The sequence below is a fragment of the Nocardiopsis sp. iso_238 genome (assembly GCF_056173325.1).
Genome location: NZ_CM149668.1, coordinates 1,462,052 through 1,485,915, shown reverse-complemented (window position 1 = coordinate 1,485,915; position 23,864 = coordinate 1,462,052). Strand labels below are relative to the sequence as shown.

The 23,864-nt window shown below is 71.8% G+C and carries 14 protein-coding genes, 1 tRNA gene and 1 pseudogene; 7 read left to right on the top strand and 9 right to left on the bottom strand.

What is annotated here, in order from left to right; genetic code table 11:
- Positions 1 to 304 precede the first annotated feature (304 nt).
- From AC0VYL_RS06640 to cobT, 4 genes are all read right to left on the bottom strand, one after another.
- Positions 305 to 3,307, bottom strand: coding sequence for a YfjP family GTPase (locus AC0VYL_RS06640; RefSeq protein WP_475482610.1), 3,003 nt, complete (start codon positions 3,305 to 3,307; stop codon positions 305 to 307).
- Positions 3,304 to 5,196 (bottom strand): GTPase, encoded by a 1,893-nt coding sequence (locus AC0VYL_RS06635; RefSeq protein WP_475460369.1) that lies wholly within the window; start codon positions 5,194 to 5,196, stop codon positions 3,304 to 3,306. The genes AC0VYL_RS06640 and AC0VYL_RS06635 overlap by 4 nt, the downstream gene beginning before the upstream one ends.
- Before the next feature lie 72 nt (positions 5,197 to 5,268).
- Positions 5,269 to 6,549 carry a uroporphyrinogen-III C-methyltransferase gene (gene cobA / locus AC0VYL_RS06630; protein WP_475460367.1) on the bottom strand — a complete coding sequence of 427 codons (1,281 nt, stop codon included), beginning with the start codon at positions 6,547 to 6,549 and terminating at the stop codon, positions 5,269 to 5,271.
- 304 nt (positions 6,550 to 6,853) lie between these two features.
- Entirely contained in the window at positions 6,854 to 9,391 is a 2,538-nt protein-coding gene (gene cobT / locus AC0VYL_RS06625) for a nicotinate-nucleotide--dimethylbenzimidazole phosphoribosyltransferase (RefSeq protein ID WP_475482609.1), read from the bottom strand.
- Positions 9,392 to 10,017: 626 nt separating this feature from the next.
- Here cobT and AC0VYL_RS06620 point away from each other — a divergent pair.
- Both AC0VYL_RS06620 and AC0VYL_RS06615 read left to right on the top strand, forming a co-directional pair.
- Positions 10,018 to 11,154 carry a peptidoglycan recognition protein family protein gene (locus tag AC0VYL_RS06620; protein ID WP_475482608.1) on the top strand — a complete coding sequence of 379 codons (1,137 nt, stop codon included), beginning with the start codon at positions 10,018 to 10,020 and terminating at the stop codon, positions 11,152 to 11,154.
- 148 nt (positions 11,155 to 11,302) lie between these two features.
- On the top strand, positions 11,303 to 11,920 hold the full coding sequence (locus tag AC0VYL_RS06615; RefSeq protein ID WP_475482607.1) for a GNAT family N-acetyltransferase: 618 nt from the start codon (positions 11,303 to 11,305) through the stop codon (positions 11,918 to 11,920).
- 79 nt (positions 11,921 to 11,999) lie between these two features.
- Here the strand turns inward: AC0VYL_RS06615 and AC0VYL_RS06610 are convergent, their stop codons facing one another.
- Complete coding sequence (locus AC0VYL_RS06610; RefSeq protein ID WP_475460359.1) at positions 12,000 to 12,287, bottom strand: DUF6504 family protein; 288 nt, start codon at positions 12,285 to 12,287, stop codon at positions 12,000 to 12,002.
- 468 nt (positions 12,288 to 12,755) lie between these two features.
- On the opposite strand from AC0VYL_RS06610, the gene AC0VYL_RS06605 reads away from it, so the two are divergent.
- Both AC0VYL_RS06605 and AC0VYL_RS06600 read left to right on the top strand, forming a co-directional pair.
- Positions 12,756 to 15,020, top strand: a complete 2,265-nt coding sequence (locus AC0VYL_RS06605) for a serine/threonine-protein kinase (RefSeq protein ID WP_475482606.1) — start codon at positions 12,756 to 12,758, stop codon at positions 15,018 to 15,020.
- 73 nt (positions 15,021 to 15,093) lie between these two features.
- On the top strand, positions 15,094 to 16,059 hold the full coding sequence (locus AC0VYL_RS06600) for a quinone oxidoreductase family protein (protein ID WP_475460355.1): 966 nt from the start codon (positions 15,094 to 15,096) through the stop codon (positions 16,057 to 16,059).
- Positions 16,060 to 16,122: 63 nt separating this feature from the next.
- On the opposite strand, the gene AC0VYL_RS06595 is transcribed toward AC0VYL_RS06600, so the two are convergent.
- From AC0VYL_RS06595 to AC0VYL_RS06585, 3 genes are all read right to left on the bottom strand, one after another.
- Positions 16,123 to 17,211, bottom strand: a complete 1,089-nt coding sequence (locus AC0VYL_RS06595; RefSeq protein ID WP_475460353.1) for an SPFH domain-containing protein — start codon at positions 17,209 to 17,211, stop codon at positions 16,123 to 16,125.
- Between the two features lie 96 nt (positions 17,212 to 17,307).
- The gene (locus AC0VYL_RS06590; RefSeq protein WP_475460352.1) at positions 17,308 to 17,790 is read right to left on the bottom strand and encodes an NfeD family protein; all 483 of its coding nucleotides are present in this window, start codon (positions 17,788 to 17,790) and stop codon (positions 17,308 to 17,310) included.
- A 162-nt stretch (positions 17,791 to 17,952) separates the two neighbouring features.
- Positions 17,953 to 20,829: a penicillin acylase family protein gene (locus AC0VYL_RS06585; protein ID WP_475483481.1), complete on the bottom strand. Its 2,877-nt coding sequence runs from the start codon at positions 20,827 to 20,829 to the stop codon at positions 17,953 to 17,955.
- Positions 20,830 to 21,146: 317 nt separating this feature from the next.
- On the opposite strand from AC0VYL_RS06585, the gene AC0VYL_RS06580 reads away from it, so the two are divergent.
- The 3 genes and pseudogenes from AC0VYL_RS06580 to AC0VYL_RS06570 all read left to right on the top strand — a co-directional run.
- Positions 21,147 to 21,656: a hypothetical protein gene (locus AC0VYL_RS06580; protein ID WP_475460350.1), complete on the top strand. Its 510-nt coding sequence runs from the start codon at positions 21,147 to 21,149 to the stop codon at positions 21,654 to 21,656.
- A gap of 519 nt (positions 21,657 to 22,175) precedes the next feature.
- Positions 22,176 to 22,251 (top strand) — tRNA-Arg (locus tag AC0VYL_RS06575).
- Between the two features lie 595 nt (positions 22,252 to 22,846).
- Positions 22,847 to 23,075 (top strand): annotated as a pseudogene (locus AC0VYL_RS06570) (transposase); the annotation flags it as partial.
- A gap of 56 nt (positions 23,076 to 23,131) precedes the next feature.
- On the opposite strand, the gene AC0VYL_RS06565 reads toward AC0VYL_RS06570, so the two are convergent.
- Complete coding sequence (locus AC0VYL_RS06565) at positions 23,132 to 23,605, bottom strand: hypothetical protein (RefSeq protein ID WP_475482605.1); 474 nt, start codon at positions 23,603 to 23,605, stop codon at positions 23,132 to 23,134.
- Positions 23,606 to 23,864: the final 259 nt, after the last annotated feature.

Here is a 23,864-nt window from a genome sequence, read left to right as displayed (position 1 = left end):
CCTGCCAGAGGGCATCGCCGGTCTCGGCAAGACGCCGGCCGGTCCGTCTGTCGCTGTCTGTCCGCCGTGCCGACCGCCCGATGATCCAGTAGTTCTCAGCACTCAACCGAAGGAGCGCCACATGGCCAAGAAGGTCGTCAACTGGACGTAGGTCCCCCTCATTGACACACGACGGGGACCGGCGGTCCATGCCACCAGTCCCCGTTCACCGGGTCGGCCGGGGTTGGTCCCCGACCGGCCCTCCTGTTGTCCGGTTCCGGCCCCGTCGCCCCACCCGGTCCGGGAGGAGCGACGGGGCCGGGGCTCAGTCCTGGGTCCGCGCCACCTCGTAGGCGGCCCGGAAGGCCCGGTACCGGGCCAGTTCCTCCTCCATCGGCGCCACGACCCGCAGCCCGGCGATCTCCCGCACCCGCGTCTGGGCCGTGCGCTCCACCTCCTCGCGGCGCTGGACGGCGGCGACCTCCACGAGGTTCCCGCAGCCCACCCCGGTCAGCCAGCCCACCAGGAGCCCGGCCACGACCACGGCGCCCGCGTAGGCGGCGAAGATCGGATCGTCGAACACCCGCAGCCCGGTGATACCGCCGCCGAGCCAGCTCAGCAGGGACACCACGGCCCAGGCGAACCCGGCTCCGGCCACCGCGAGCAGCGCGTACTGCACGGTCCGGGCCATCCGCCACCAGGAGGGGCTGCGGTCGGGGTCCCCGACCGCGCCGGAGACCGCCTCTCCGAGTTCGCCCGGCAGTTCGGCCATGCCGCTGCGGGCCGCCGCGCGCATCCTGCGGCGCCACGGACCGGGCATGCCCTCGGACACCTCGTCCGCCGCCTCACCCAGCGCGGTCTCCAGTTCGGCCTCGTGCGCGTCCACCGGTCCGCCCACACCCGATTCGTCCCGGCGCAGAAAGTCCAGCTGGACGGCGGCGAGCGGGTCCTTGCGCAGCTTGGCGGCCCGGCGGGCCACCGGCCAGCCGACCCTGCGCCTGCCCCGGCGCACGTCGTTGGTCTCCACGACGTCGGCGACGGCCGTGACACCGGCGGCGTTGGCCAGGCCCTCCTGCACCTGGGACCGCACCTGGGCGGAGACCGTCGCGGGGACCTCCCCCTCGCCGTAGAACTCCTCGAAGGGCGCGATCACCTGGTCCAGGTCCGCGACCAGGCGGTCGACCAGGGCCCGGCGCTCGACGACCGTCTCCCCCAGGAACTCCTTCACGTCGCGGATGCCCTGCCCGGTGACGGTGGAGGTGGTGATCACCCTGGGGTGCACCCCGGACTCCGTCTCCAGGAGGCGGCGCAGGTCGGTGAGGAGCTCCTCCAGCTCGTCCGGGGCCACCCGGTCCACCTGGTTGAGCACGGCGACGGTGACCGCTCCGTGCCCGGCCATCTTGGCCAGGTAGCGGTGGTGGACGGCGGCGTCGGCGTACTTCTGCGGGTCGAGCACCCACACGAGCAGGTCCACCGAGCCGATGAGCCGGTCGGCCTCGGCGGTGTGCAGGCTGCGGACCGAGTCGTGGTCGGGCAGGTCGAGCAGGACCAGCCCGGTCAGCTCCGAGTTGCTGGTGTCCAGGACCCCTGTGCGCGAGTGGCGGTACCGGGTGGGCACGCCCAGCCAGCTGAGAAGCGCGTCGGCGCCCTCGTGCCCCCACACGCAGGCGTGCGCCTTGGAGGTCGTGGGGCGGGTGACGCCGGTCTGGGAGAGTTCGAGCCCGCAGAGGGCGTTGAACAGCGAGGACTTGCCGCTTCCGGTGCCCCCGGCCAGCGCCACCACCGTGTGGTCGCCGGACAGGCGCAGGCGGGCCCCCGCGTGGTCGAGCAGCTGTCCGGCCTGGCCGAGGACCTTCTCCGGGAGGTCGCCCTGGCCGAGCTCGGTCAGGGTGCTCAGGGCGTCGAGCCGCTCGATGAGCTCGGCGCGGCTGGTGGTGCTGGTGGGCTGCCAGTGGTCGCCGCTGGTGGGGCGGTACTCCTCGTCGTCCTCCTCGGAGGCGGAGCCCTCGGGGTCGGACGCGGAACCGGGGTCCGGTTCGGGGGCGACGGTGTCGGCACCGATCGCCCGGAAGGCGCCCGAGACCGCTGAGGGCCCGGGAACCCGGCGGGGCAGGGGTTCGGGGCCGTCGTCGGCCTCCTCCGCCCGTTCCGAGGCCTCCGCAGACGGCTCGGACTCCCCGGACTCCTCGGTGGGGGCCTCGGGGCCCTTCGGGGCCGTGGTCGTGGGCACGGCACCGGTGCCGTCGCCGTCGAGCAGGTCGAACCCGGTGTCGGCTGCCCCCTGGGGAGCGGCCGCGGCCGGTTCCCCGCCGTCCGCCTCCGCGGTGGCGTCGAGGGCGCCCTCGTCCTCCGGTTCGGGCACCCAGGTGGCGGTGGAGGGCCGGGCCGGACCGGGCGCCGGACGGGAGGTGTGCCGACGCGGCGCCCCCTCCTCGCCCTCGGGGTCCCGTTCGTCCTGCTCGTGTCTGTCCGCTTCGGCACCGTCACGACCGGTGTCGATCCGGTCCCGCCTGCTGCGCGCGCGATCGCCGCGTTCGCCCTCGACCCGGTCGCGTCTGCCGCGCGTGCGCCCCTCCCGGGCGCCCTCGCTCCGGGTGTGTTCTCCCTCGTCCTCGGGGCGTTCGGTCTCCGGAGTGACCACCGGGAAGCTGCCCGTGTGGCGTCCGGCGATCCGGGTGTCGTCGGCCGCCTCGGTGAGACTGCCGACCCAGCCCGCGAGGCCGTCCGGGTCGTCGTGGTCGTCGTCGCCCTGACGGCGTCGCTGCGCGGCCCCGTTCGCCTCCGTGTCCTGGACCGCCGGGGAGGAGGAACGCGCGTGGCGTCCGAACCTCCGCTGGCGGGCCCCGGCCGACTCGGCGGACTCGGAGCGGGAGTCGGTCGGGGCGGCGCCGTCGTCGGTCCCCGCCCCCTCCTCGTCCGTGCCCCCCGAGGGGGCCGTCCTCTGGGAGGCGGCCTGCACGGCCCCGGCTCCGGACGGGTCCGGGTAGCCGGTGATCCCGTCGTAGGCGGGCGGGTCGTAGGCGGAGTTCTCCTCGGCCGCCCGCTCACGCTCCTCGGCGTGCTCGGGATGCTCGGGTACCGGCATCGTGTAACCGCGCCAGGGGCCGCTCTGGTACGGGGTGGGCTCCTCGTCACCGGCGGGCTGGTCGGGGCCCTCCGACGACGATGGACCGTCGTTCCAGGGGCCGCCCACGGCGGAACCCCGTGCGGCGGAGCCGCGCTCGCCCGCACCCCGCCCGGCGGGCGCGCTCTCGCGCTCCTCGCCCTCGGCTCGGTTCCGGTCCGGGCCGGTGCCACCCGCGTGCGCGGGGTTCCACTGAGTTGTCATCGTGCGATCTCAAGGTTGTACGTGGCCTGATAGAGCTGGACGGCGCTGTCGTCGGACGGGATACCCGCCTTGGACAGGGCGTGGTCGAAGGGCACGCGCTCCTGGGAGAGCAGCCCGAGGACCCGCTGGCGCAGGTTCTCCCGCGCCGACCCGCCGATGCTGCGCAACGACTGGGCACCGAACAGCCCCTTGAGCAGGCGCTGCGGGGATGGGCCGGAGGTGGCGGCCGCGTGGGCGCCTCCTCCGGAGTGGGAACTCTCGAAGCCGAGCAGGTCGATGATCAGGACCAGGGCGACGACGTCGTGGTCGAAGGTGACGAACCGGGCCACCGACCGCTTGGTGGCGCCGTTGGCCGCGGTCATCTCCGCGATCTCGCGCTGCCACTCGGTGATCTCCTGGCGCACCTGTTTGGCGAGCAGGCCCCTGCCGGGCTGGTCGAGGGCGCGGTCCGCGAGGTCACCGCCACCGGGGACCTCCCGCCACTGCTCCTCGATCCGGTCCCAGGCGCGGTCGTTGGCGGAGACCACCAGGGCCTCCAGGGAGTCGCGGACGGCACGCTCCAGAGCGCTGACCCGCTGGCCGCGCTCGGCCTGTTCGGCGCGGCCCTTACGGGCCTTCTTGCCGCGCAGGCGCAGGCTCTTGGCGAGCTCTCCGCTGGCCGAGACCTCCTGCCACCGGGCAAGGAGGGAGCCGCGCAGAAGGGAGCCGTCTCCCAGGGCGGTGTCGATCCGGTCGGTCGCGCCCGCGTAGGCGTCGTCGACGGAGGCGCCCAGCGAACGCCCGGTCTCGATCTGTACCTCGACCTGGCGGGCGAGCTCGGGGACACGGGAGCGGAAGCTGTCGATGACCCCGATGAAGGTGCGGCGAGAGACCCGGTCGCGCTGCTCGGCCTCGCCGGCCACGTCCGCCAGGTACTCGCGGATGTGGTCGGCCACGTTGGAGGTGAAGCGCTCACCCTCGATCTGGTCGGTCTCCGGGATCGCGAAGCGCGCGGCGGTGCCCAGACCGTTGGCCTCCAGCATGGCGCCGAAGTGGTCCAGGAGCTGGCGGCGTCCCTTGCGGGGCACGCGGGAGAGCACGACCGCCAACGAGGTGTCGCGGTCCCGGGCCACCTGGAGGAACTCCCACACACGGGCGTCCGCGTACCGGCCGGAGGTGGTGACGAAGACCCACAGGTCGGCCGCGTCCAGGAACTTGGCGGCGAACTCGTGGTGCGCCGCGACGGCGGAGTCGACGTCGGGCGTGTCGAGCAGGGCCACGCCCGGGGGCATGGCCTCGGTGGCGGCGAGCACCAGCATGCCGTCCTTGCCGGGCATGGCCAGACCCTGCTGGCGCACGCGGGGCAGGGACGGGATGAACGACGCCTCGCTGAACCAGTCCACGTCCACCGGGTTGCAGGCCAGCACCGGGCTGTTGGTGGTGGGCCTGCGCACGCCGGTGGTGGTGACCTGCTCACCGACCAGGCTGTTGACCAGGGTCGACTTGCCCGCGCCGGTCGAACCGGCGACGGCGATGAGCAGCGGGATGTCGGGGCGGCGCACGCGGGGCAGCACGTAGTCGGAGAGCTGGGCCAGGACGTCGGCCTGGAGGACCCGCCCCTCCTCGGCTCCGGCCAGCCCCTCGGCGAACTCCAGATCCCGGATCTGCTTGCGCAGCGACTCCAGGACCTGCTCGAAGCGGTCGTCCTCGTTGGTGGGGGCGCGGTGCTTGGCGGGCCTGACGGGCACGGGGACGGTGGGTCCCCGGCGCTCGCTGTCAGGGACTCCGGCCAGCGGCGCGGATGCGGGGCCCGGTGCGGCGGGCGGGGCGGAGGCGGCGTCCGGTCCGGTTCCGAACCGGTCCGAGGCACCGTCGCCCGAGGCGTTCGGTGCGGCCGACGGCCGGGTCATGATCGGTATGCCCTCCTCATCGGTACTGGGAATCCCCCGGCGGCGCGGCTCGCGCGCACCGCCACGGGGGTCTCACTGAAGATCGCGCCCGGTGGCCAGTCGATCGGTCTCGAACTGGACTCCCGTGTGCAGTATGTCAAGATCCCGCGCAGTTTTGACCACTTCTCCGATGATCACCACGGCGGGCGGCCGCACTTGGGCCGATCGGACCGAGGCGGCGATGTCCGCCAGCGTACCCGTCACCGTTCGCTGACCCGGCAGCGTGGCCTCCTGGACCACGGCCACGGGCGTCTCCGGGGAGCGCCCGTGCCCGACGAGGGCGGCGGCGATGGCCTCGATGCGCTGGACGCCCATGAGGACGACCACGGTCCCGCCCGCCCGGGCCAGCCCGGCCCAGTCGACGGTGGAGCGTTCGTCACCGGGGGCGACGTGCGCGGAGACGACGTGCACGTCCTGCGCCACCCCCCGGTGGGTGGCGGGGATCCCGGCGCTCGCGGGCCCGGCCAGGGCGCTGGTCACACCGGGGACGACGATCACCGGGATACCGGCGGCGGCGCACGCGGCGGCCTCCTCACCCCCGCGCCCGAAGAGGAAGGGGTCTCCGCCCTTGAGCCGGACCACGAACCGGCCCTCACGGGCCCGTTCCACGAGGACGGCGTTGATGTCCTCCTGAGTCATGGAACGGCCGTAGGGGATCTTGGACGCGTCCACGATCTCGACCTCGGAGGGGAGGCGGTCCAGGAGCGGGGTAGGGGCGAGGCGGTCCACCACCACGACGTCGGCCTGGGAGAGGAGCTGCTGGCCCCGGACCGTGATGAGCCCGGGGTCGCCGGGGCCGCCGCCGACGAGGGCGACGCCCCGCAGGCGTTCGCGACCGCGCCGGGCGTCCAGCGTGCCGTCGGCGAGGCCGTCGACCACGGCGTCCCGCAGCCCGGCGGAGCGGCGGGGGTCGCCCGAAGCGACGACGCCCACGGTGACGCCGTTGGCGGAGCCGCTGGCCGGGGTCCAGGCGGAGGAGGCGTGGCGGTCGTCGGCGCGCACGCACCAGATCCGGGACGCCTCGGCCTCCTCGGTGACGGCCGCGTTGGTCTCCGGGGAGTCGGTGGCGGCGTGCACGAGCCAGAAGGCGGGGGCGTCGGGTCCGCTGACGTCCCCGGGCCGCCAGGCGCGGCGGAGCCAGGTCAGGCGCCCGGCGTCGGCGAGGTCCTCCAGCGCGGCGGACACCTCGGGGGAGACCAGGGTGACGCGGGCACCGGCCTCCAGCAGGACGGGGACCCGGCGTTGGGCCACCCTCCCGCCTCCGACGACGAGGACGTCGCGGTCCCGCATGCGCAGGCCCAGGAGATAGGTCACGGATCGCACCCCTTCGGTCGTCCGCACCGGCCCCCGGCTCCGTCGGCGGGGTGCGCGCGCGGACGGGCCCGGCGCGCCGCCAGCGATGTTCGGTGATGGCTCCAAAGTAGCTTGTCAACGCGGCATCACGTGGAGGTAAAGGGGTGGCGGCGGACCGGAGTGACGCGTGCCGCATCAGCGGCCCCGGGACGCGCCTGGAAGCGGTCCCGGCGTGCGCTCCTCCGTCCCCGCCCCCGACCGTGGGGACCCCGCCACCTCGTCGGTGGCGGGGTCCCGTCGTCTCACCGGGCGCCCGGTCCTCCGGTCACCGGCGGGTGGTCACACCGGCGGTGTCGAAGGTGGCGACGTTGCGCAGCGCACGCACCGAACCCTGGAGCAGCGGCAGCGCGAGCAGGGCGCCGGAGCCCTCGCCCAGACGCATCTCCAGATCCACCAGGGGTGTGAGGCCGAGGTGTTCCAGGGCGATGGCGTGGCCGGGTTCGGTCGACCGGTGGCCGGCGAAGCAGGCGCTCAGGGAGTCCGGCGAGATGGCGGCGGCGGCGAGCGCGGCCGATCCGGCGATCACACCGTCCAGGAGGACCGGGACCCGCAGCGCCGCTCCGCCCAGGACGAACCCGGCCAGCGCGGCGTGCTCCAGACCGCCGAGCGCGGCGAGGGTCCCGATCGGGTCCGCCTCGTCCACCGGGTTGGCCTTGAGGGCCTGGCGGACCGCCTCCACCTTGCGTTCGTAGGTCGGGTCGTCCACACCGGTCCCCCGACCGGTCGCCGCAGCGGGGTCGGCTCCGGTGAACGCGCAGATCAGGGCGGCGGCCGGGGTCGTGTTCCCGATCCCCATGTCACCGGTGACCAGGCAGCGGTTGCCCGCCGAGACGAGGTCCCGGGCGATCTCGATACCGCCCTCCAACGCCTGGAGGGCCTGGTCGCGGGTCATCGCCGGACCCTGGGTGAAGTCGGCCGTCCCGCGCGCGACCTTGCGCGGCAGCAGGCCCGTGCCGCGCGGCAGGTCCCCGACCACGCCGACGTCGACGACGGTCACCTCGGCGCCGACCTGCTCGGCGAAGGCGTTGACCACGGCCCCGCCGTCGAGGAAGTTGCGCACCATCTGCGCGGTGACCTCCTGCGGCCAGGCGGTCACCCCCTGGGCGTACACCCCGTGGTCACCGGCGAACACCGCCACGGCGGCGGGTTCGGGCACCGGCGGCGGGCACTCCCCCGCCAGTCCGGCGAGCCGTACCGAGACCTCCTCCAGCACGCCGAGTGAGCCCTGCGGCTTGGTCATCCGGTCCTGTCGGTCCCTGGCCTCCTCCACGGCTCGGGCGTTCAGCGCTCCGATGGCGGTGATGGTCTCCTCCAGCAGGGTGGTCGGCTCCTGGCCGGGCAGACCTCGGCGCCCGTAGCGGTCGCGGTGCACGGCCCAGGACAGGGGGCGGCCCCTGGCCCAGCCGGAGAGGCCGAGTTCGGGTTCGGTGGGGAAGTCCTCGACGTAGCCGACGCACAGGTACGCGACGAGTTCTAGGTGGGAGGGGAGTTCGAGGACGCTGGCCGCGTCGCGTTCGTCGGTGAAGGCGACCCAGCCGACGCCGAGCCCCTCCGCCCGGGCGGCGAGCCACAGGTTCTCCACGGCGAGGGCCGCGGAGTAGGAGGCGGGTTTGGAGTGCCGTCCGGGGCTGTGCGGGCCGCGGCTGGGGTCGACGGTGACCGCGACGTTGATCGGGCTCTCCAGCACCGCCTCGACCTTGAGCCCGGAGAACGCCTGGGCGCGCGTGCCGGGCCGGGTGTGGCCCTGGGCCTCGCGCTGGACCCGGGCGAGCTCGCGCACCCGCGCCCGGATCTCGGGGTCGTCGATGACCAGGAAGTCCCACGGCTGCGTGTGTCCGACGCTCGGGGCCTGGTGCGCGGCCTCCAGGACGCGGGTGAGGACGTCGTCGGGGACCGGCTCGGGCAGGAAGCCCGTCCGGACGTCCCGTCGGTCGCGGATGGCGCGGTAGACGGCGGCGCGCTCGGCGTCGTCGAAGGCGTGGCCCGCGTCGCTCCAGACGTCGTCGCCGGGGGCGCCCGGCGTTTCGGAGGGCTGCTCGGCTCCCCGCGTCTCGGCGTTCAGCGCCTCACGGGCGGCCTGGATGGCGGGGACCAGGGCCGGGGCGGACGCTGTCTGGGGATCCTCCGGTTCGGTCCGCTGGTGCGGACCCGAGTGCTGCGGTACCTCCAGGGGCGCCGCTGCTTCGTGTGCGTGCACGGTGTCGCTCTGCTTCGGTTCGGTGGCCGCGCGGTTCTCGTCCGCGGGGCCGGGGTGCGTGATGGGCTCGGGCCGCTCGGTCCCGGTCCGCGAGTCCTCTGGGGTCGCGGATCCGGGCTGGGGGGCTTCGGCCGGGGTGGGGGGTTCGGGTTGCGCGGGGCCGGAGTGGCGGCTGCCCGAGCGGAAGGGGATGACGTTGAACCGGGGGTCGCGCTGAGGGGCGACGGGGGGCTCGTGGGTCTCGGGCCGCGTCGGCCGTGGTTCGGGCTGGACCGGTCCGCTCTGGGGCGACCCGGTCTCCGGGTGGGCCTGGTGCCTGGCCTGCTGCGGCCGTGTGGTGAAGGCCGTGGGTGCCGGAGCCGGGGGCGAGGGCTCGACGGCGGAGTGGTGGCCGGGCGGGGGCGGCGGAAGCTCCGACCCCGGGAACGAGCTCCGGAAGGGGTTGTGCTGCGGCGCGACGGCTCTGGGGTCGCGCGCCTGGGCGCCCTTGCCGCTCTCGGGCAGTCCGTCCAGGAGGCCGCCGAGGCCGGGCAGGGGGCCGCTGCCCCGTTGCCACGCGCCCTCCTGCTCACCGCGACGGAGGTCCTCGCGGTCGTCGTTGGTCATGGTCGCTCCCCGAAGAAGAGAAGAGAAGAAGAGGTCAGTGAGCTGCCCGGTTCCACCTGGTCCGTTACGGATTCGGACCAGCGTAGTCCGCGGCGGTCATGCCGCTCGCACGGGTCCCCCCGACCCGGCGCGGCTCGCCCCGGCCGAACTGCCGGGGTCCTCAAGTCACCATCAACTGTGCCAGAGTCCGTGTCGGCGCGGGCTGTGTACGGGAGTCGCGGTCCGCGACCGGAGGGGTTTCGGGCCCCGTTCGGGCCCGGGATCGGCCCTTCCGGAGTGGGGCGCGGGTGTCGCGACGCGCCCCTGACTACGCTCGCGAACCCATACTGACCTGGAGAAACAACGGAACCGGGCATCGGCCACCCCCCTCGCCACCCCGCTGCGCGACGACTCGAACACCCTCCGTACATTTTCTGGTTCTCAGATCCAGGTATCGGCCCAGGAGAGGGCTTTCGGTTCGTGGAGGAGCACCGTTGCGGCCAGGACCGGACCCGGCGACACGGCTCATGGCGGGGCCCGGCGCCCGCGCGGCGGGTGTCGGGCGTCGAAGGGCTGTGGCACGCTCTTCCGTACCCGAACGCCCCTGACCCCGGTATCCGCCCCCAGTAGAACGGAACGGACCCTCCATGCGACGGCGTCACTTCCTCGCCGGTGCCACCACCGTCACCGGCCTGTCCGCGCTCGCCCCCGCGCTGCCCGCCTCCGCCAGCGCCTCCGCGCGGACCGCCGCCGAGCCGACCACGGACGCCCTGACGGCACCCAGGATCCTCGCCGAAGAGGCCCGCGCCACCGGCGCCCTCGTACACCCCGAGCTCCGCTTCGACGTCGTCTCCGTCTCCCAGGCGCCCGAGGCCGTCTCCGAGAACGCCGCCGTGCGCTTCGAGACCGCCGACGGAGCCCTGGGCGACTGGCAGGACCTGCACTTCCACACGGCCGGACCCGAGCACCTGGCGCCCACGGCCTCCGCCACGGCGCGGGCGCCCGAGGGCGCGACCGGCTACGAGGTGCGCGGCACGGACGGCGCCGACCTGACCGCCGTGAACCTGCACGACGGCGAGGAGCTGCGGTTCGGCGGCCGAGAGCGGGTGTCCCTCTCGACCGAGGACGAGGGGGTCACCACCCTCACCGGCGGCACCACGCTGCGGGTCCGCACCCGGGCGGGGTGGGGCGCCGACGAGTCGCTGCGCTTCGACGGGGACGGCAACGACCTGTGGCCGGCCCGGTTCCACCGTGTGCAGGCGCTGACCGTGCACCACACGGCGATGGCGACCACCGAGGACCACGCGGCGGACATGCGGGCCGTCTACCACCTGCACGCCGTCCAGCAGGGGTGGGGCGACGTCGGCTACCACCTGCTGGTGGACCCCGAGGGCACGGTCTACGAGGGACGCCACTCGGGCGGCGGCCTCCCGATCTTCCGAGGGGTCCCCCTGCCGGGCCTGGCCGAGTCGGTGACGGCCGGCCACGCGTTCGGGTTCAACCACGGCAACATCGGCGTGTGCCTGCTCGGGGACTTCACCGACGGGCTGCCGACCCAGGCCGCCCAGGACTCCCTCGTGGACGTCCTGCGGGTCCTGTGCGCACTCACCGGCGTGGACCCGTCCGAGCGGATCGAGTACGTGCACCCGGACACCGGGGCGGCGACCGGACAGGAGGCCGTGGCCCGGCACCGGGACTGGCTCCAGACCGAGTGCCCCGGCAACGCCTTCTCCGAGGCATTCGACACGGTCATCCGCCAGCGGGTCGCCAGCGGCCTGCTCTGAACCCGCGCGGTGGCGGGGCGTTCCGGCGTCCCGCCACCGGATCGGGCGGGTGCGTGGGACGGCGGCCCGCCGCTCCACGCACCCGTGGGACGCGTATCTTGATCGGTGCCCGGAACGGCCGTTCGTACGCAACAGGGGGATCACTCGCATGGCCACCGTCCAGAGCGCTCCGATCATGCCCGCGGTGATCCTGGAGACCGAGCGCCTGCGCCTGCGGTCCGTGCTCGAACGGGACATCGACGACGTGTACGCCTCGTGCGTGGACCCGGAGCTCCAACGATGGATTCCGCTGCCCGCGCCCGGACTGCCCTACACGCGGGAGTCGGCCGAGCACTTCTGCCTGAGCCTCGCCCCGGCCATCCGTACCGGCGGCGACGGCCAGCACTGGGCGGTGGTGGACCGGGAGACGGGTCGGCTCACGGGATCGGTGGCGCTGCTGCGCACGCAGTGGGCGGCCATGGTGACCGAGATCGGCTACTGGATCTCGCCGTGGGGCCGGGGCCGTGGGCTGGCCACCGAGGCCGTCGTGGCGGTCTCCCGCTGGGCCCTCGGCCAGGGGTTCCAGCGCGTGGAGCTCAAGGCCGCCATCGGGAACACCGGCTCCTGCCGGGTGGCCGAGGCCGCCGGGTTCCGGCGGGAGGGCACCGACCGGAACGCGATGCCCCTGCACGAGGGCCGTTCCGACCTGGCCTCGTACGGTCTGGTCCCCGGCGACGTCAGCCTCGGCGAGGGGCTGCCTCCCCTACCCGACCGGGTCGGGCCGTGACGGCCGCCGGTACGGATGGCCGACCCGGCCGCCTCCCACGGTTCCCCGGCCCGACCGCACCGGAACCGGTGGCGTCCGCTCAGCCCCAGACGCGGCTGAGCGACCACTCCCCGGTGGTCGTGTCGTGCCGGAGTTCGTACACGCCCTGTGCGTAGGCGGAGCCCGCCTCGACCCGCCAGTGTCGGCGTTCGGGCACCTGGGACCCGTTGCCGGGTGTCCAGTCACGGCGCAGGGTGACCCAGTGGTCGATGATCCTCCGCACCCCGTACACGCGGCCGTCCCAGGTGAACCGGGTGGGTCGGCCCCCGTCCTCGACGACCGTGACCTTCGCCCCGAAGTACCGTCCCACGACAGTTCCCCCCAGCATCGACCGACTCCTTCTGGCTGGTGTCCGGCGGCGCGGGATGGCACACCGCCGGAGCGCCCGTCCGTGGGGAAGTACGGCCAGGCGTTCGAACAAGTATTCGAATCCTAGCGAAAGCGGGGGTTCCGTGGAACTGTTTCCGCGTTCCCGACATCACTTCCGGTAGCACCCCGAGTGCCCGAACCCCCGTTGTTCCGGTCGCATCCGGGATCGTGCCACCCTCCATCTCCTTGATCGGACGTCCGTCAAAGACCTCGACCGGCCCCCGGGCCCGCACACCCCCGACCACCGCTCCCACCCCCCGCGCGCCCTGACCCGACCGCGCGGAGCCACCCGCCCAGCTCCGTGTCGGCCCAGTTCCGGCCGGGTTCCGCGCCCGGAACGGCCGAGAAGAACCGGAACGCGTCGGCGTGTCGAGATCGGTACGCTGTTAGACGCGAATCACACGATCCATACGAGGGACCCCCAACTGTGACGTCCAATGGACACGAAAGCGGCAAACCCCTGCGCGCCGGTGACCCGCGCGAACTCGACGGCTACCGCATCGTCGGCCGTCTGGGACACGGCGGCATGGGCACCGTGTACCTGGCCAGGGACGCCGCCGACCGTGCCGTGGCCGTCAAGCTGATCCGCCCCGACCTGGCCGACGACGAGTCCTTCCGGCTGCGCTTCGCCCGTGAGGTCGCCTCCGCCCGCCGGGTCGCCCGCTTCTCCACCGCCGGGGTCATCGACGCCCGGCTGGAGGGTGAACCCCTCTTCATCGTCTCCGAGTACGTGCCGGGCCCCAACCTGGACGAGGCGGTCCGGGGCGGCGAGCCGATGCACGGAGGGACGCTGGACGGACTGGCCATGGGTGTCGCGGCGGCGCTGACCGCCATCCACGGTTCGGGGATCGTGCACCGGGACCTCAAACCCGCGAACGTGCTGCTGTCCCCGGTCGGCCCGAAGGTGATCGACTTCGGGATCGCCCGCGCCCTGGACGACGCCAGCGGTGCGGTCACCCGCTCCAGCCAGCTCATGGGCACCCCCTCCTACATGGCGCCGGAGCTGATCCTGGGCGAACAGGCCACGGCCGCGGCCGACGTCTTCGCGTGGGGATGCCTGGTGGCCTTCGCGGGCATCGGCCGGGCGCCCTTCGACGCGGGTACCGTTCCCGCGGTCCTGCACAACATCTCCACCGCGTCGCCCAGGCTGGACGGGCTGGACCCCAGCCTGGTGGACCTGGTCACGGCGGCGCTGGACAAGAAGCCCGAGAACCGTCCCACCTCCCAGCAGCTGCTGGCCCACCTCACCGGCCAGCAGGACCCCGAGGAGGCGGAGGTGCGGCGGACGATCACCACCTCGTGGGCGCCGCCGAGCAGCACCCCGGTGCCCGGGCGACCGCCGGAGCCCACCGAGCCGGTTCTCCGGGAGCAGGTCCCTGTCGAGGGCGCCACCACGCCGCCGGACGGCCAGCCGTCGGCCTCCGACCCGAGCGCCGCCCCGCCGCACACGCGGGCGTACCCGCCGCCCACGGCGCAGCAGGCTCCCCCGGCCCACCAGGCGCCTGAGTCCCAGCAGACGCAGCTCCACCAGGCCCCGTTCCCACCGCCCGTGCCACCCGGGGAACACCCGCAGCAGTACCCCCAGGGGCACCTCCCCCCACAGACACCGCCGTCCGGTCCTCAGCAGGGCGGATACGGCCACTACGGACCGAGCGGCGGCCACCCGCCGCCGCACCACGGCGCCGGTCACGGCTCCGCGCCGCAGGGCGGGTACGGTCCGGGCCAGTACCAGCAGCCCGTGTCGGGGAACTCGCCCTCCCACGGGGTGCCCGCCCACACCGGCCACGCCGGGTACGGTCCCCCCAACGGACCCAACGGACCGGGTCAGCCCCCGGCCCCTCCCCGGGGCGGGGACCCGGGCCGCCGCCGCAAGGTGATGCTCATCGGCGGTGCCGCCCTCGCGGTGGTCCTCGTCGCGGGGGTGGGCGCGACCGTCCTGCTCTCCCGTTCGGACGACCCGCCGACGGACACCACCAGCATCTACGTCACGGACTTCGCCACGGACCCCGCGTGGTCGGACACCCGGACCTTCGACCCCCAGGACCCGGACTACTCGGACGGCTACTGGGCCGAGGAGAAGGCCGTGGTGTTCGAGCTCGACCCCACGATCTACACCTCCCGGGGCACGATCGTCCCCTACGACAGGGAGACCCCGGACCGCGTCCTCATCAGCACCAACCTGGTGCCGATCCAGGGCCCCGCCGAGTCCAACCTCGGCGTGCGCTGCTGGGACCAGGAGGGCGAGGACGAACGCACCATGTACGAGGCCCTGCTGCGCTTCGACGGCGCCCAGGCGCAGATCCGCCGGGTGACGGAGGAGAGCGGGGACACCGCGATCGCCGAGACCACCGAGGTGGCCGGGTTCGAGCCCTTCGACCTCCACAACGAGGAGTCCGCGGTCGAGGGCCTGCCCTATGACGTCCGGGTCGAGGACCTCGTCACCAACAACCTCAAGTTCGCCTGCGAGTACGTGGCCGAGGAGGGCGAGGACCCGTACATGGACCTGCGCATGTGGGTCAACGACGAGCTCGTGCTCTCCGCCACCGACCAGCAGCCGCTGCCCGACGACGGCGACCTCGACGACGAGGAGCGGCGCAGGGTCGGCGTCGTCATGCGCCCCGGCGCGGGGACCGAGCCGATCGCCGCGCTCTACACGGACTACGCTCTCCACAGGATCAACGTCGACGGCTGAGCCGGGTCTCCGAGGCGGGCGCTCCGAAGGCCGCGCCCCGGCCCCGGCGGTGTCCCGCCCCCTGAGGAGAACCATGCGCGTGATCGTGATCGAGGAGTACGGCGGACCCGAGGTCCTTCGGGTGACCGAGGCCGAGAGCCCCGCTCCGGGGCCCGGTGAGGCACGCGTGGACGTCGAGGCGCGAGGCGTCAACTTCATCGACGTCTACCAGCGCTCGGGCGCCTACCAGGTCCCGCTCCCCTACGTCCCCGGGATGGAGGCCGCCGGAACGGTCTCCGCTCTGGGCGAGGGCGTCACCGACCTCCGGGTCGGTCAGAGGGTCGCCTGGGCGATGGCCCCGGGCGGGTACGCCGACCAGGCCGTGGTCAGGGCGTCCCTGCTCGTCCCGGTCCCCGACTCCGTCAGCACCGAACAGGCCGCCGCGCTCATGCTCCAGGGCATGACCGCCCACTACCTGACCCACGCGGTCCACCCCGTGGCCGAGGGCGAGACCGTGCTGGTGCACGCCGCCGCGGGCGGCACCGGGCTGCTCGTCACCCAGCTGGCCAAGGCGCGCGGCGCCCGGGTGATCGGCACCGTGTCCACCGACGAGAAGGAGCGGATCGCCCGGGAGGCGGGCGCGGACGAGGTCATCCGGTACACGCGGACCCCGGTGGCCCCGGCCGTCCGGGAGCTCACCGGCGGCGAGGGCGTGGCGGCGGTCTACGACGGCGTCGGCCGCGACACCTTCGACGCCAGCCTGGAGTCCCTGCGCCCACGCGGAGTCCTAGCCCTGTTCGGGCAGTCCAGCGGCGCGGTGGAGCCCGTGGACCCGCAGCGGCTCAACAGCGCGGGCTCGGTGTACCTGACCCGGCCCTCCCTCGCCTACTTCGTGGCCGACCGGCAGGAGCTCCTGGGTCGCGCGGGCGACCTGTTCTCCCTGGTGGAGAAGGGTGGCCTGGACGTGCGGATCGGCGGCCGCTACACCCTGGAGGAGGCGGGCGCGGCGCAGTCCGCCCTCGCCTCGCGGGGCACCACCGGCAAGCTGCTGCTGGTCTGAGCCCGCCTGGCGGGCAGGGCGACGGCGGGCCCCCGGCACGGAGGCCCGCCGTCGTCCGGCCACTCACTCCTGTTCCCGCGGCTCCGGAGGCGTTCCCATCCGCGCACCGGCCTTGCGCACGTCGTCGCGCGCGTCGGCCACGGCCTGCTCGGCGGCCTCCGCGGCCTCCTGCGCCGCCTGCGCGGAGGCGGAGGCCTGGGCCGGGTCCGGGCCGGTGATCTGCGCCGGTCCGCCCGACTCCCCCTCCTGGGCCTGTTCCTTCGTGGTGGAGGGCGCGGTCATGGCGGCGTCCCCGGCGAAGGCGTGGCTCACGTTCTTCACCGCTTCGGTCAGCTCGCCCGGGATCACCCAGAAGGTGTTGCCCTCGCCCTCGGCCAGGCTCGGCAGGGTCTCCAGGTACTTGTAGGCGAGCACCTTGGCGTCGGCGTTGTTGGTGTGCACGGCCTGGAAGACGCGTTCGATCGCCTTGGCCTCGCCGTCGGCCCGCAGGATGGCCGCCTGCTGGTCACCCTGGGCCTCCAGGATGGCCTGCTGGCGCGCCCCCTCCGCCTTGAGGATGCGGGCCTGCCGCTCACCCTCGGCGTGCAGGATGGCCGCCCGCTTGTCGCGGTCGGCCCGCATCTGCTTCTCCATCGCCTCCTTGATGGTGGGCGGCGGGTCGATTGCCTTGATCTCGACCCGGTTGATGCGGATTCCCCACTTGCCGGTGGTCTCGTCCAGGACCCCGCGCAGCCGGGTGTTGATCTCCTCGCGCGAGGTGAGCGTCTTCTCCAGGTCCATGGAGCCGATGACGTTGCGCAGCGTGGTGACGGTGAGCTGGTCTATGGCCTGGATGTAGTTGGCCACCTCGTAGGCGGCGGCCTTGGGCTGGGTCACCTGGTAATAGAGGACGGTGTCTATGTTGACGACGAGGTTGTCCTCGGTGATGACCGGCTGGGGACGCGAGGTGAAGACCTGTTCACGCAGGTCGAACTTGGTGTTCACCCGGTCCACTCCCGGGATGATGAAGTTCAGTCCCGGGTCGAGGGTGCGGATGAAGCGCCCGAAGCGCTCGATGTTGTAGGCGCGTGCCTGCGGGACAATCCGGATCGCCGACAGGGCGACGGCTACCAGCAGGACGGCGAGGATGATGAGCGGTATCGCAGATTCCATGTTCCGCACCTCGTCCGGGGATGTGGCTGTGGTCTTGGTTCCGTGTTCGGTTCGGGAGCTCGCGCGGCTCGGCGGGGTCAACCGCGCCCACTCCGGTCAGTCCTGGTCGGGACGGTTCCGTTCGGGCAGTTCGGGGAGGCCCGGCAGGGCCTCACGCGGGTAGACGACGGCGGTCGCGCCATCGATCTCCATGACGTCGACGTGCGCCCCCACCGGGATCACCAGGTCCTCGTCCAGACTGCGTGCCGACCACTCCTCTCCTTGGAGCTTGACCCTCCCGCTGTCGGCGTCCACCTCCTGGAGCACGACGCCGGAGCGGCCCACCAGCGCGGCCGTGCCCGAGCGGACGTCCGGGCCGCGCCTGAGCTGGCGGTCCATGATCGGTTTGACCAGGATTAGCCCGGCGGCGGACGCGGCGGCGAAACCGATGATCTGCACGACCACCGGAAGGCCGATGGCGCCGAGGATCCCGGCGACGAGCGCGGCGGCCGCCAGGAGTCCCAGCACGAAGGTCAGGGTGAGGAACTCGGCGACCCCGAGTCCGGCCGCGAGAATGATCCAGATCAGCCATGCAGGCATGTTCCCGTGGCCCTCCCGCTGTGGTTTCGGGTAGTCCTTAAGCTACCCACACAAACCCGTCACACCACAAGATCCCCTTGACGGATGCACGATCGCGGCCCGCGACTCCCCCGTCGCCGGGGGTCGCGGGCCGCGTCCGTCACCGCCGGGGGCGGTACCCGGTCACCTGCCGCCGGAGAACTGGTAGACGAGCTGGTAGGTGGGCCTGTTCTGCCAGGCGATCGGCCACATGTTGATGCCGCCCACCGCCTGGTGGATCACGGTGTCCGCGCAGAGCTGGTCACCGGCCGAGCAGTGGCCGTCCCCGGGGTAGACGTCGCCCGCCGGGGTGGCGGCGGCCTCCGCGAGGCTGTCCAGCAGGACCGTGCGACAGGAGTCGACGTCGCCCTCACCGCAGTAGACCTGGTCTCCGAGGGTGCCGTCCACCTCCTGGCCCAGGACCGAGCGCAGGTCCTTGTGCACGTAGGACCACCAGCCGTACTGGAACGCCGAGCCCCGGTGGGCCTGGCTCTGGTTGACGCTGCCGGGCGCCCCGCCGCCGATCGCCCCGGAGGGGGACTCGTCGGGTTGGGCGGCCCGGGTCAGCTGCGTGTACAGGTCCTCGCCCAGACCGGGCTCGAACTGCGCCCGGACCAGCAGCGGCCACCAGGCGTCCAGCACGCGGATGGCGTCCGCGTGGTCGTAGTACCCGGCGTCGCGCTGGGGTTCGCGCCGCAGGGAACCGGACTCGGTCCAGGCCCGCAGCGACGCGACCGTCTCCGCCAGCTCCGGGTCGTCCACGGCCTCGGTGTCAATGACCTCCAGGAGCAGCGGGAGGACCTGTTCGGCGCGCAGGTCCGCGACCCCGGCCTCCATCATCGTCGCGGTGAGCGAGGCGGGCGTGAACTGGTGCCCGTCCCCGATCAGCCCGGACACCCTGGCGTCCAGCAGGTCGTTGCGGTGCACCGACCCCGTGGACCAGCCCGAGGTGTACCCCTGCGCGGGCTTGTTGTTCCAGTTGACGATGTAGTCCGGGTTGATCTCCTGCGGGTGGTCGGACTGCGGGTGGTACTCGGCCTCGTTCGTGGCCGGGTCCCAGCCGGACCAGCCGGAGCCGGAGTAGGCGTCGATCGGCAGGGTCGGGTTGGTGCCCGCGAGCCGGACCGGGTTGGAACCGGAGTTGATGAAGGCGATGTCCGTGTCGTCCACGTAGTGCCAGTTGAACGCGTACCCGATGTCCTCGGCCGCCCGGGTGAAGGTCTCGGCGGAGGTGACCTGTTCGGGGTCGTTGAACCGCTGGAAGCCGAGGATGGAGTCCACCTCGCGCATGTAGGTGGACCGCAGCTCGGTGAAGGCCACCGGAGCCCCGTCCACGGTGGCGAACGACCTGACCAGGCCGAACTCGGACCGCAGGGAGGTCAGGGTGTAGCCCCCGGCCGGGGTCCCGTCCGCGATGGTGGGCGTCCAGTCGTTGCTGACGCTCAGCTCCTCGAACTCCGTGCACCCGCCCGAGGAGTCCACGTAGGCGCGCGAGGAGGTCGACGGGTCGGAACCGTCGGTCTCGCACAGCTCCACCGCGAAGGTGTCGGTGATGTCCTGGCCCGCCGAGGTGGCGCTCCAGGCGTAGTCGGCGCCGCGGCCCATCTGGACGTAGAAGCTCACGCCCGCGAAGGAGGCGCCCCGGGCGCTGATGCCGGGCCCCTGGAGTTCCTGGAGCATCAGCAGCTGCGGTGAGAAGTAGCCGGTCTGCGGGCCCATCACCGCGACGGGGTTGCCGCTCTCGGTGTGCTGACCGGAGACCAGCAGGGCGTTGGACATGCCGCGCGGGTCGAGGAAGCCCTCGGGCAGGACGCCGTCGTCGAAGATGCCCTCGGCGGCGGACAGGTCGCCCTCCTCGACCATCTGCTCCAGCTCGGCCCGCTGCTCGTCGGAGAGCTCCTCCACGGTCGGGGCGTCCGCTCCGGGCGCCTCGTCCTGTTCGGCCTCGGCCCGCTGCGCCGTGGCGGCCGCGGACCCGTACTCGTCGTGGACGATGCTGTAGGGCTCGACGGAGCCGTCGTCCGGAACGACCTCGCCCACCGGGTCGTCCGGGGTCTGGGCGTAGGGGAACTCGCCGTCGACGCTGACCACGGCCTCGGGGTCGTTCTCCATGCGCCAGGCGTGCCAGAGTTCCAGGCCCTCCTCGGCACCGTAGCGGTCCTGGAAGTTGGCCAGCACGACCGCGGCCTGGACCTCGCCGCCACCGCCCCCGCCGAAGATCCCGCCGACCATCGCGGCGATGCCCACGACGTCCGTGGGGGTGAAGGGCTCGATCTCCCCGCCGTTGGTGATGGCGTCCTTGTGGCCCGTGAGGACGTACTCGCCGGGGAAGTACCGGCCGCTGTCCGCCTCGTCGATGTAGGCGTTGACGCCCTCCAGATAGGCGTCGACGTCCGCCAGTGCCTGGGCGCCGCGTTCACCGCTGTCCGCGACCCGGTCGATCTGGGCCTGCTTGTCCTCCTCCGTGTAGGGCGCGGTGCCCCAGAGGTCCTGTTCGAGGCCCCGGTTGCCCTCGGCGCCGCCGGCGAAGGAGGTGAGTTCACCCCGGCCGACCCGGCGCAGGACGTCCATGAGGAACAGGCGGTCCTCACCGGCCGCGTATCCGGCACCGAACATGGTGCCCTCGCGGGTGGTGCCCTGGACGTGCGGGATGCCGTGCTGGCGGTCCCGGGTGATGGTGACGTCGTCGCGCGGCTGGTAACGGCGGTCGACGTCGCCCTCGTCGACACCGAAGCTGGCGTCGATGAAGAAGTCGTCGAGGCTCTCGTCCGTGAGCCCGTCGTAGTGGTGGACGAGGTTGTCGTACATGTCGAGCTGGCTCGACGAGTGCTTGGGCCGGGTGCCGAAGACCTGGTGGCCGAGGATCTCCACCAGTGTGGCGCTGCCGTTCTGGCCCGGCGGGAGGATGTCGAGGCAGGCCCCGGGGGCGCAGTAGTCCTCCGGTGCTGCCAGGGCGGGGGTGGCGGGAAGGGCGGCGACCAACGAGGCGGAGATCGCGAGGGCCGCTCCCGCGGCTCCCATGCGGAGCCGTCGGGGCGGTGCGGGTCGGAGGTACGGGGGCATGTGGGGTCACCACCTGGGGGTGCGGGCGATGGATCAGCCGCATGGTACGTAGAGGTACGCAAAGTGCGAAAGACTTTCACGTTCTTCCACAGAAGCTGGGCCTCGGTACCCGAAAAACTTGGTTTGCAGTGACCCATGCCACACCTGCGGAAACCCGTATGAGCAGCCTGCACCGCCACCGACACGCACCGTGGACACTGGCCACATCCGGCCACAACCCGCCGGTCACTCGGGCGGACACCGGGCACGGCCACGTCCTTTGACACAATCGCCCCATGAACCAGTACCCCGACCCCCATCAGGGTGAGCCCTGGCAACAGCCCAGCGGCGGCACCCCAGGGTGGGGCCTGCCCCCCGAACCGCACACCGGTGGCCAACTGGAGCCCTACGGCGCCCCCACGGGCGGATACCAGCCCTTCGACGGCGGCATGCCGCACGAACCCACCCTCGACACCATCGGGGACATCGCGATCACGCAGAACACCGTGATCACCCCGTCCGGCCGGTTCCCCATCAGGGGGACGGTGTGGACCGTCAGCGACATGAGCCGCACCGAGCGCAGCACCCCCGTGTGGGCGATCATCGTCGCGATCCTCATCTTCTGGTGGACCTGCCTCCTCGGCCTGCTGATCCTCCTCGTCAAGGAGGACAGGACGACCGGACACGTCCAGGTCACCGTGCAGGGCGCCGGCCAGTACCACTCCACGCAGATCATGGTGAGCAACCGGTCCTACGTGCAGCACGTCAACCAGCAGGTCAACTACGCGCGCGGCCTCGCGGCCTGACCCACCAGGATCGGCCACCACGCTGGCCGATCCTGGATTCCAAGCCGACCGGCGTTCGAGCACCCTCCGCCGGCCAACACGTCGCCAAACCCCGGCAAACCCATGTTTGCCACGCATTGTATTCGCTCATACACGTAGAGCAGCCTAGAGTCTTTCCTGGAAGGGAGCGCATGCTGTTCACGGTGGCGTCGCTCGCGATCCTGCTCGGCCAGTGGTGGATCTTCTGAACGGGGTCTCCCCACGGGGGCTGACAACCCTGGAGTTCACGAAACGCCCGCCGCACAGCAGCGCACCAGGGGTTAATCACCGGTAACGTGGTGCGCGAGGCCCATAGCGACCGGTTTGGTGGAACACACGTGGTAACGAGACGCAACTACGAATCACCGTAGTTGGTCAGACTTTGCCCTCCCTTGGGCGACATCCGACGAATGCCCTAGGATGTCTCCCCGAGGGCACCCACCAGGTCCCCCAGGTCACAGCCCGGCCACACAGCGCGACCAAGCGCCACAATTTAACCGAGCACCCATAGCTCAGTGGATAGAGCATCGGACTTCTAATCCGACGGTCGCAGGTTCGAATCCTGCTGGGTGCACCACAAACCCCCAGGTCAGACGGGGTACACGAGGACCTCGCAAGAGGTCCTCGCGGCGTTTCCGGGGCTTGTGTGCTCCGTACGTGCACTTCAGTCGCACCTCAGTCACAGCATGACCCGCGAGAACCCCATCGGACTTGTCCACCTCGCAGTCACGCCACCCCTCGGATTCTCGGCCGAGTCCTCCACACCGAACCTCCTGGGCCAGCCCCACCCGCCTCATGATTGCCTACAGGAAGGCCAATCCCGAACGAGAACGGGAACCCGCATCCCTCCGCGCTTCCACGCAGTGGCCCTGGTTGCCGCTGTAGCTCGGCCTTCGCCAGGTCGCGTCCACGGTTGTTCTCCTCACAGTGATGCGATGAAGAGCAGGCTTTCCGCGCGAGGCTCCTGAGGTGCGCTGGCAGTTTCCCACGATCACCTGGTCGGTGATCACCTGACCCGATCCGGGCGTCTCCGCGTACACGAGTGACTCCGCATGGTCCATGTCGAGGATGACCAGGGACCGTTCATCGCGCTGTGCGCACCACGACCGAACGGGAGCACCTGCATCTACACAGTGGGATTCGATGCCCGCTGCAGCAAGGCCTGGAACTGCCACCTGCGCCGCTGGCCCCGCAAGCGCGGCACTGCCCACCCGCCTGGCCCGTAAGGGTGGGGAGTCGTCGCAGCAGTTGGGTGGGCACCGATGGCAGGTCGAGCGCACCATGGCCTGACTGGCCGGCTGCCGCCGCCTGCACCGACACTACGAACGCAAGGCCGACCACTTCCTGGCCTTCGCCAGCATTGCCTGCACACTGATTTGCTACCGCAGACTCACCAAATGAGATGAGCTCGAACTACTATTCGCCAAGAGCACCCAAATTTCCCCATTCTTGAATACTCACAACACGTTCACCAAGAAACCACACACGACGACAGAAGTTGAAATTGAGTGAATTGCAGCATATGAATTTCTTCCGAGCGCGAAGATAACATGACGACTCCCCTTAACGGCGCCGACAAAAACAGCCCTTGCCGACTCAACAGCCATGACGAAGGTCACGCCAATGGCAGGGGCGGAAAAAAGGAAGCACCAAGCGTAATAGTAATCTCTTTCGAAGTTTGAAACAAAAGCCACTTGAGAAATCTGGTAAATAGCTTCCGTAGCTAGCGCCAATGGCAGCACATAGAGCGATGTAAGCATCATGTCCAGGAAGAAAATTTCCTTCGCCTCGCGAACAGAAACCCCCTCCCCCCGGGCACGCCTACGCAATCTTACTACGAGAGCCCCCAGGCCTCCGAGGCCAGGGAACAGCCTCACGTAAAAAATCTCCGAAAGGCGCCAGATTCCATACTCAACGAAAATCTTTCTCAATATTTCATTTCCCATATCGACACATCAGTTCAGCACCAAGGCTACTAGTGGGTTAGCCACCGGCCGGACTGCCCACCAAACCTCCTTCTCACTGAGTACCGGGGCACTCTCGCGCCGTTGCTAGGCGGGTGCGGCAAGGTCGCGGGCATTGGCATTGCGCGCATGCAGCACCCATATTCGGACTATTGGCGATGGCGAACTAGCGCAGTGCCCCGAAGCACGCCTCAATCGGGACGGCCCACGAGGCATAGGGACGCCA

Bases quoted from the DNA above. Each gene is read 5' to 3' on its own strand.
- AC0VYL_RS06640 (WP_475482610.1), bottom strand. From the start codon at position 3,307: ATGACAACTCAGTGGAACCCCGCGCACGCGGGTGGCACCGGCCCGGAC.
- AC0VYL_RS06635 (WP_475460369.1), bottom strand. From the start codon at position 5,196: ATGACCCGGCCGTCGGCCGCACCGAACGCCTCGGGCGACGGTGCCTCG.
- cobT (WP_475482609.1), bottom strand. From the start codon at position 9,391: ATGACCAACGACGACCGCGAGGACCTCCGTCGCGGTGAGCAGGAGGGC.
- AC0VYL_RS06620 (WP_475482608.1), top strand. From the start codon at position 10,018: ATGCGACGGCGTCACTTCCTCGCCGGTGCCACCACCGTCACCGGCCTG.
- AC0VYL_RS06615 (WP_475482607.1), top strand. From the start codon at position 11,303: ATGGCCACCGTCCAGAGCGCTCCGATCATGCCCGCGGTGATCCTGGAG.
- AC0VYL_RS06610 (WP_475460359.1), bottom strand. From the start codon at position 12,287: ATGCTGGGGGGAACTGTCGTGGGACGGTACTTCGGGGCGAAGGTCACG.
- AC0VYL_RS06600 (WP_475460355.1), top strand. From the start codon at position 15,094: ATGCGCGTGATCGTGATCGAGGAGTACGGCGGACCCGAGGTCCTTCGG.
- AC0VYL_RS06595 (WP_475460353.1), bottom strand. From the start codon at position 17,211: ATGGAATCTGCGATACCGCTCATCATCCTCGCCGTCCTGCTGGTAGCC.
- AC0VYL_RS06590 (WP_475460352.1), bottom strand. From the start codon at position 17,790: ATGCCTGCATGGCTGATCTGGATCATTCTCGCGGCCGGACTCGGGGTC.
- AC0VYL_RS06585 (WP_475483481.1), bottom strand. From the start codon at position 20,829: ATGGGAGCCGCGGGAGCGGCCCTCGCGATCTCCGCCTCGTTGGTCGCC.
- AC0VYL_RS06580 (WP_475460350.1), top strand. From the start codon at position 21,147: ATGAACCAGTACCCCGACCCCCATCAGGGTGAGCCCTGGCAACAGCCC.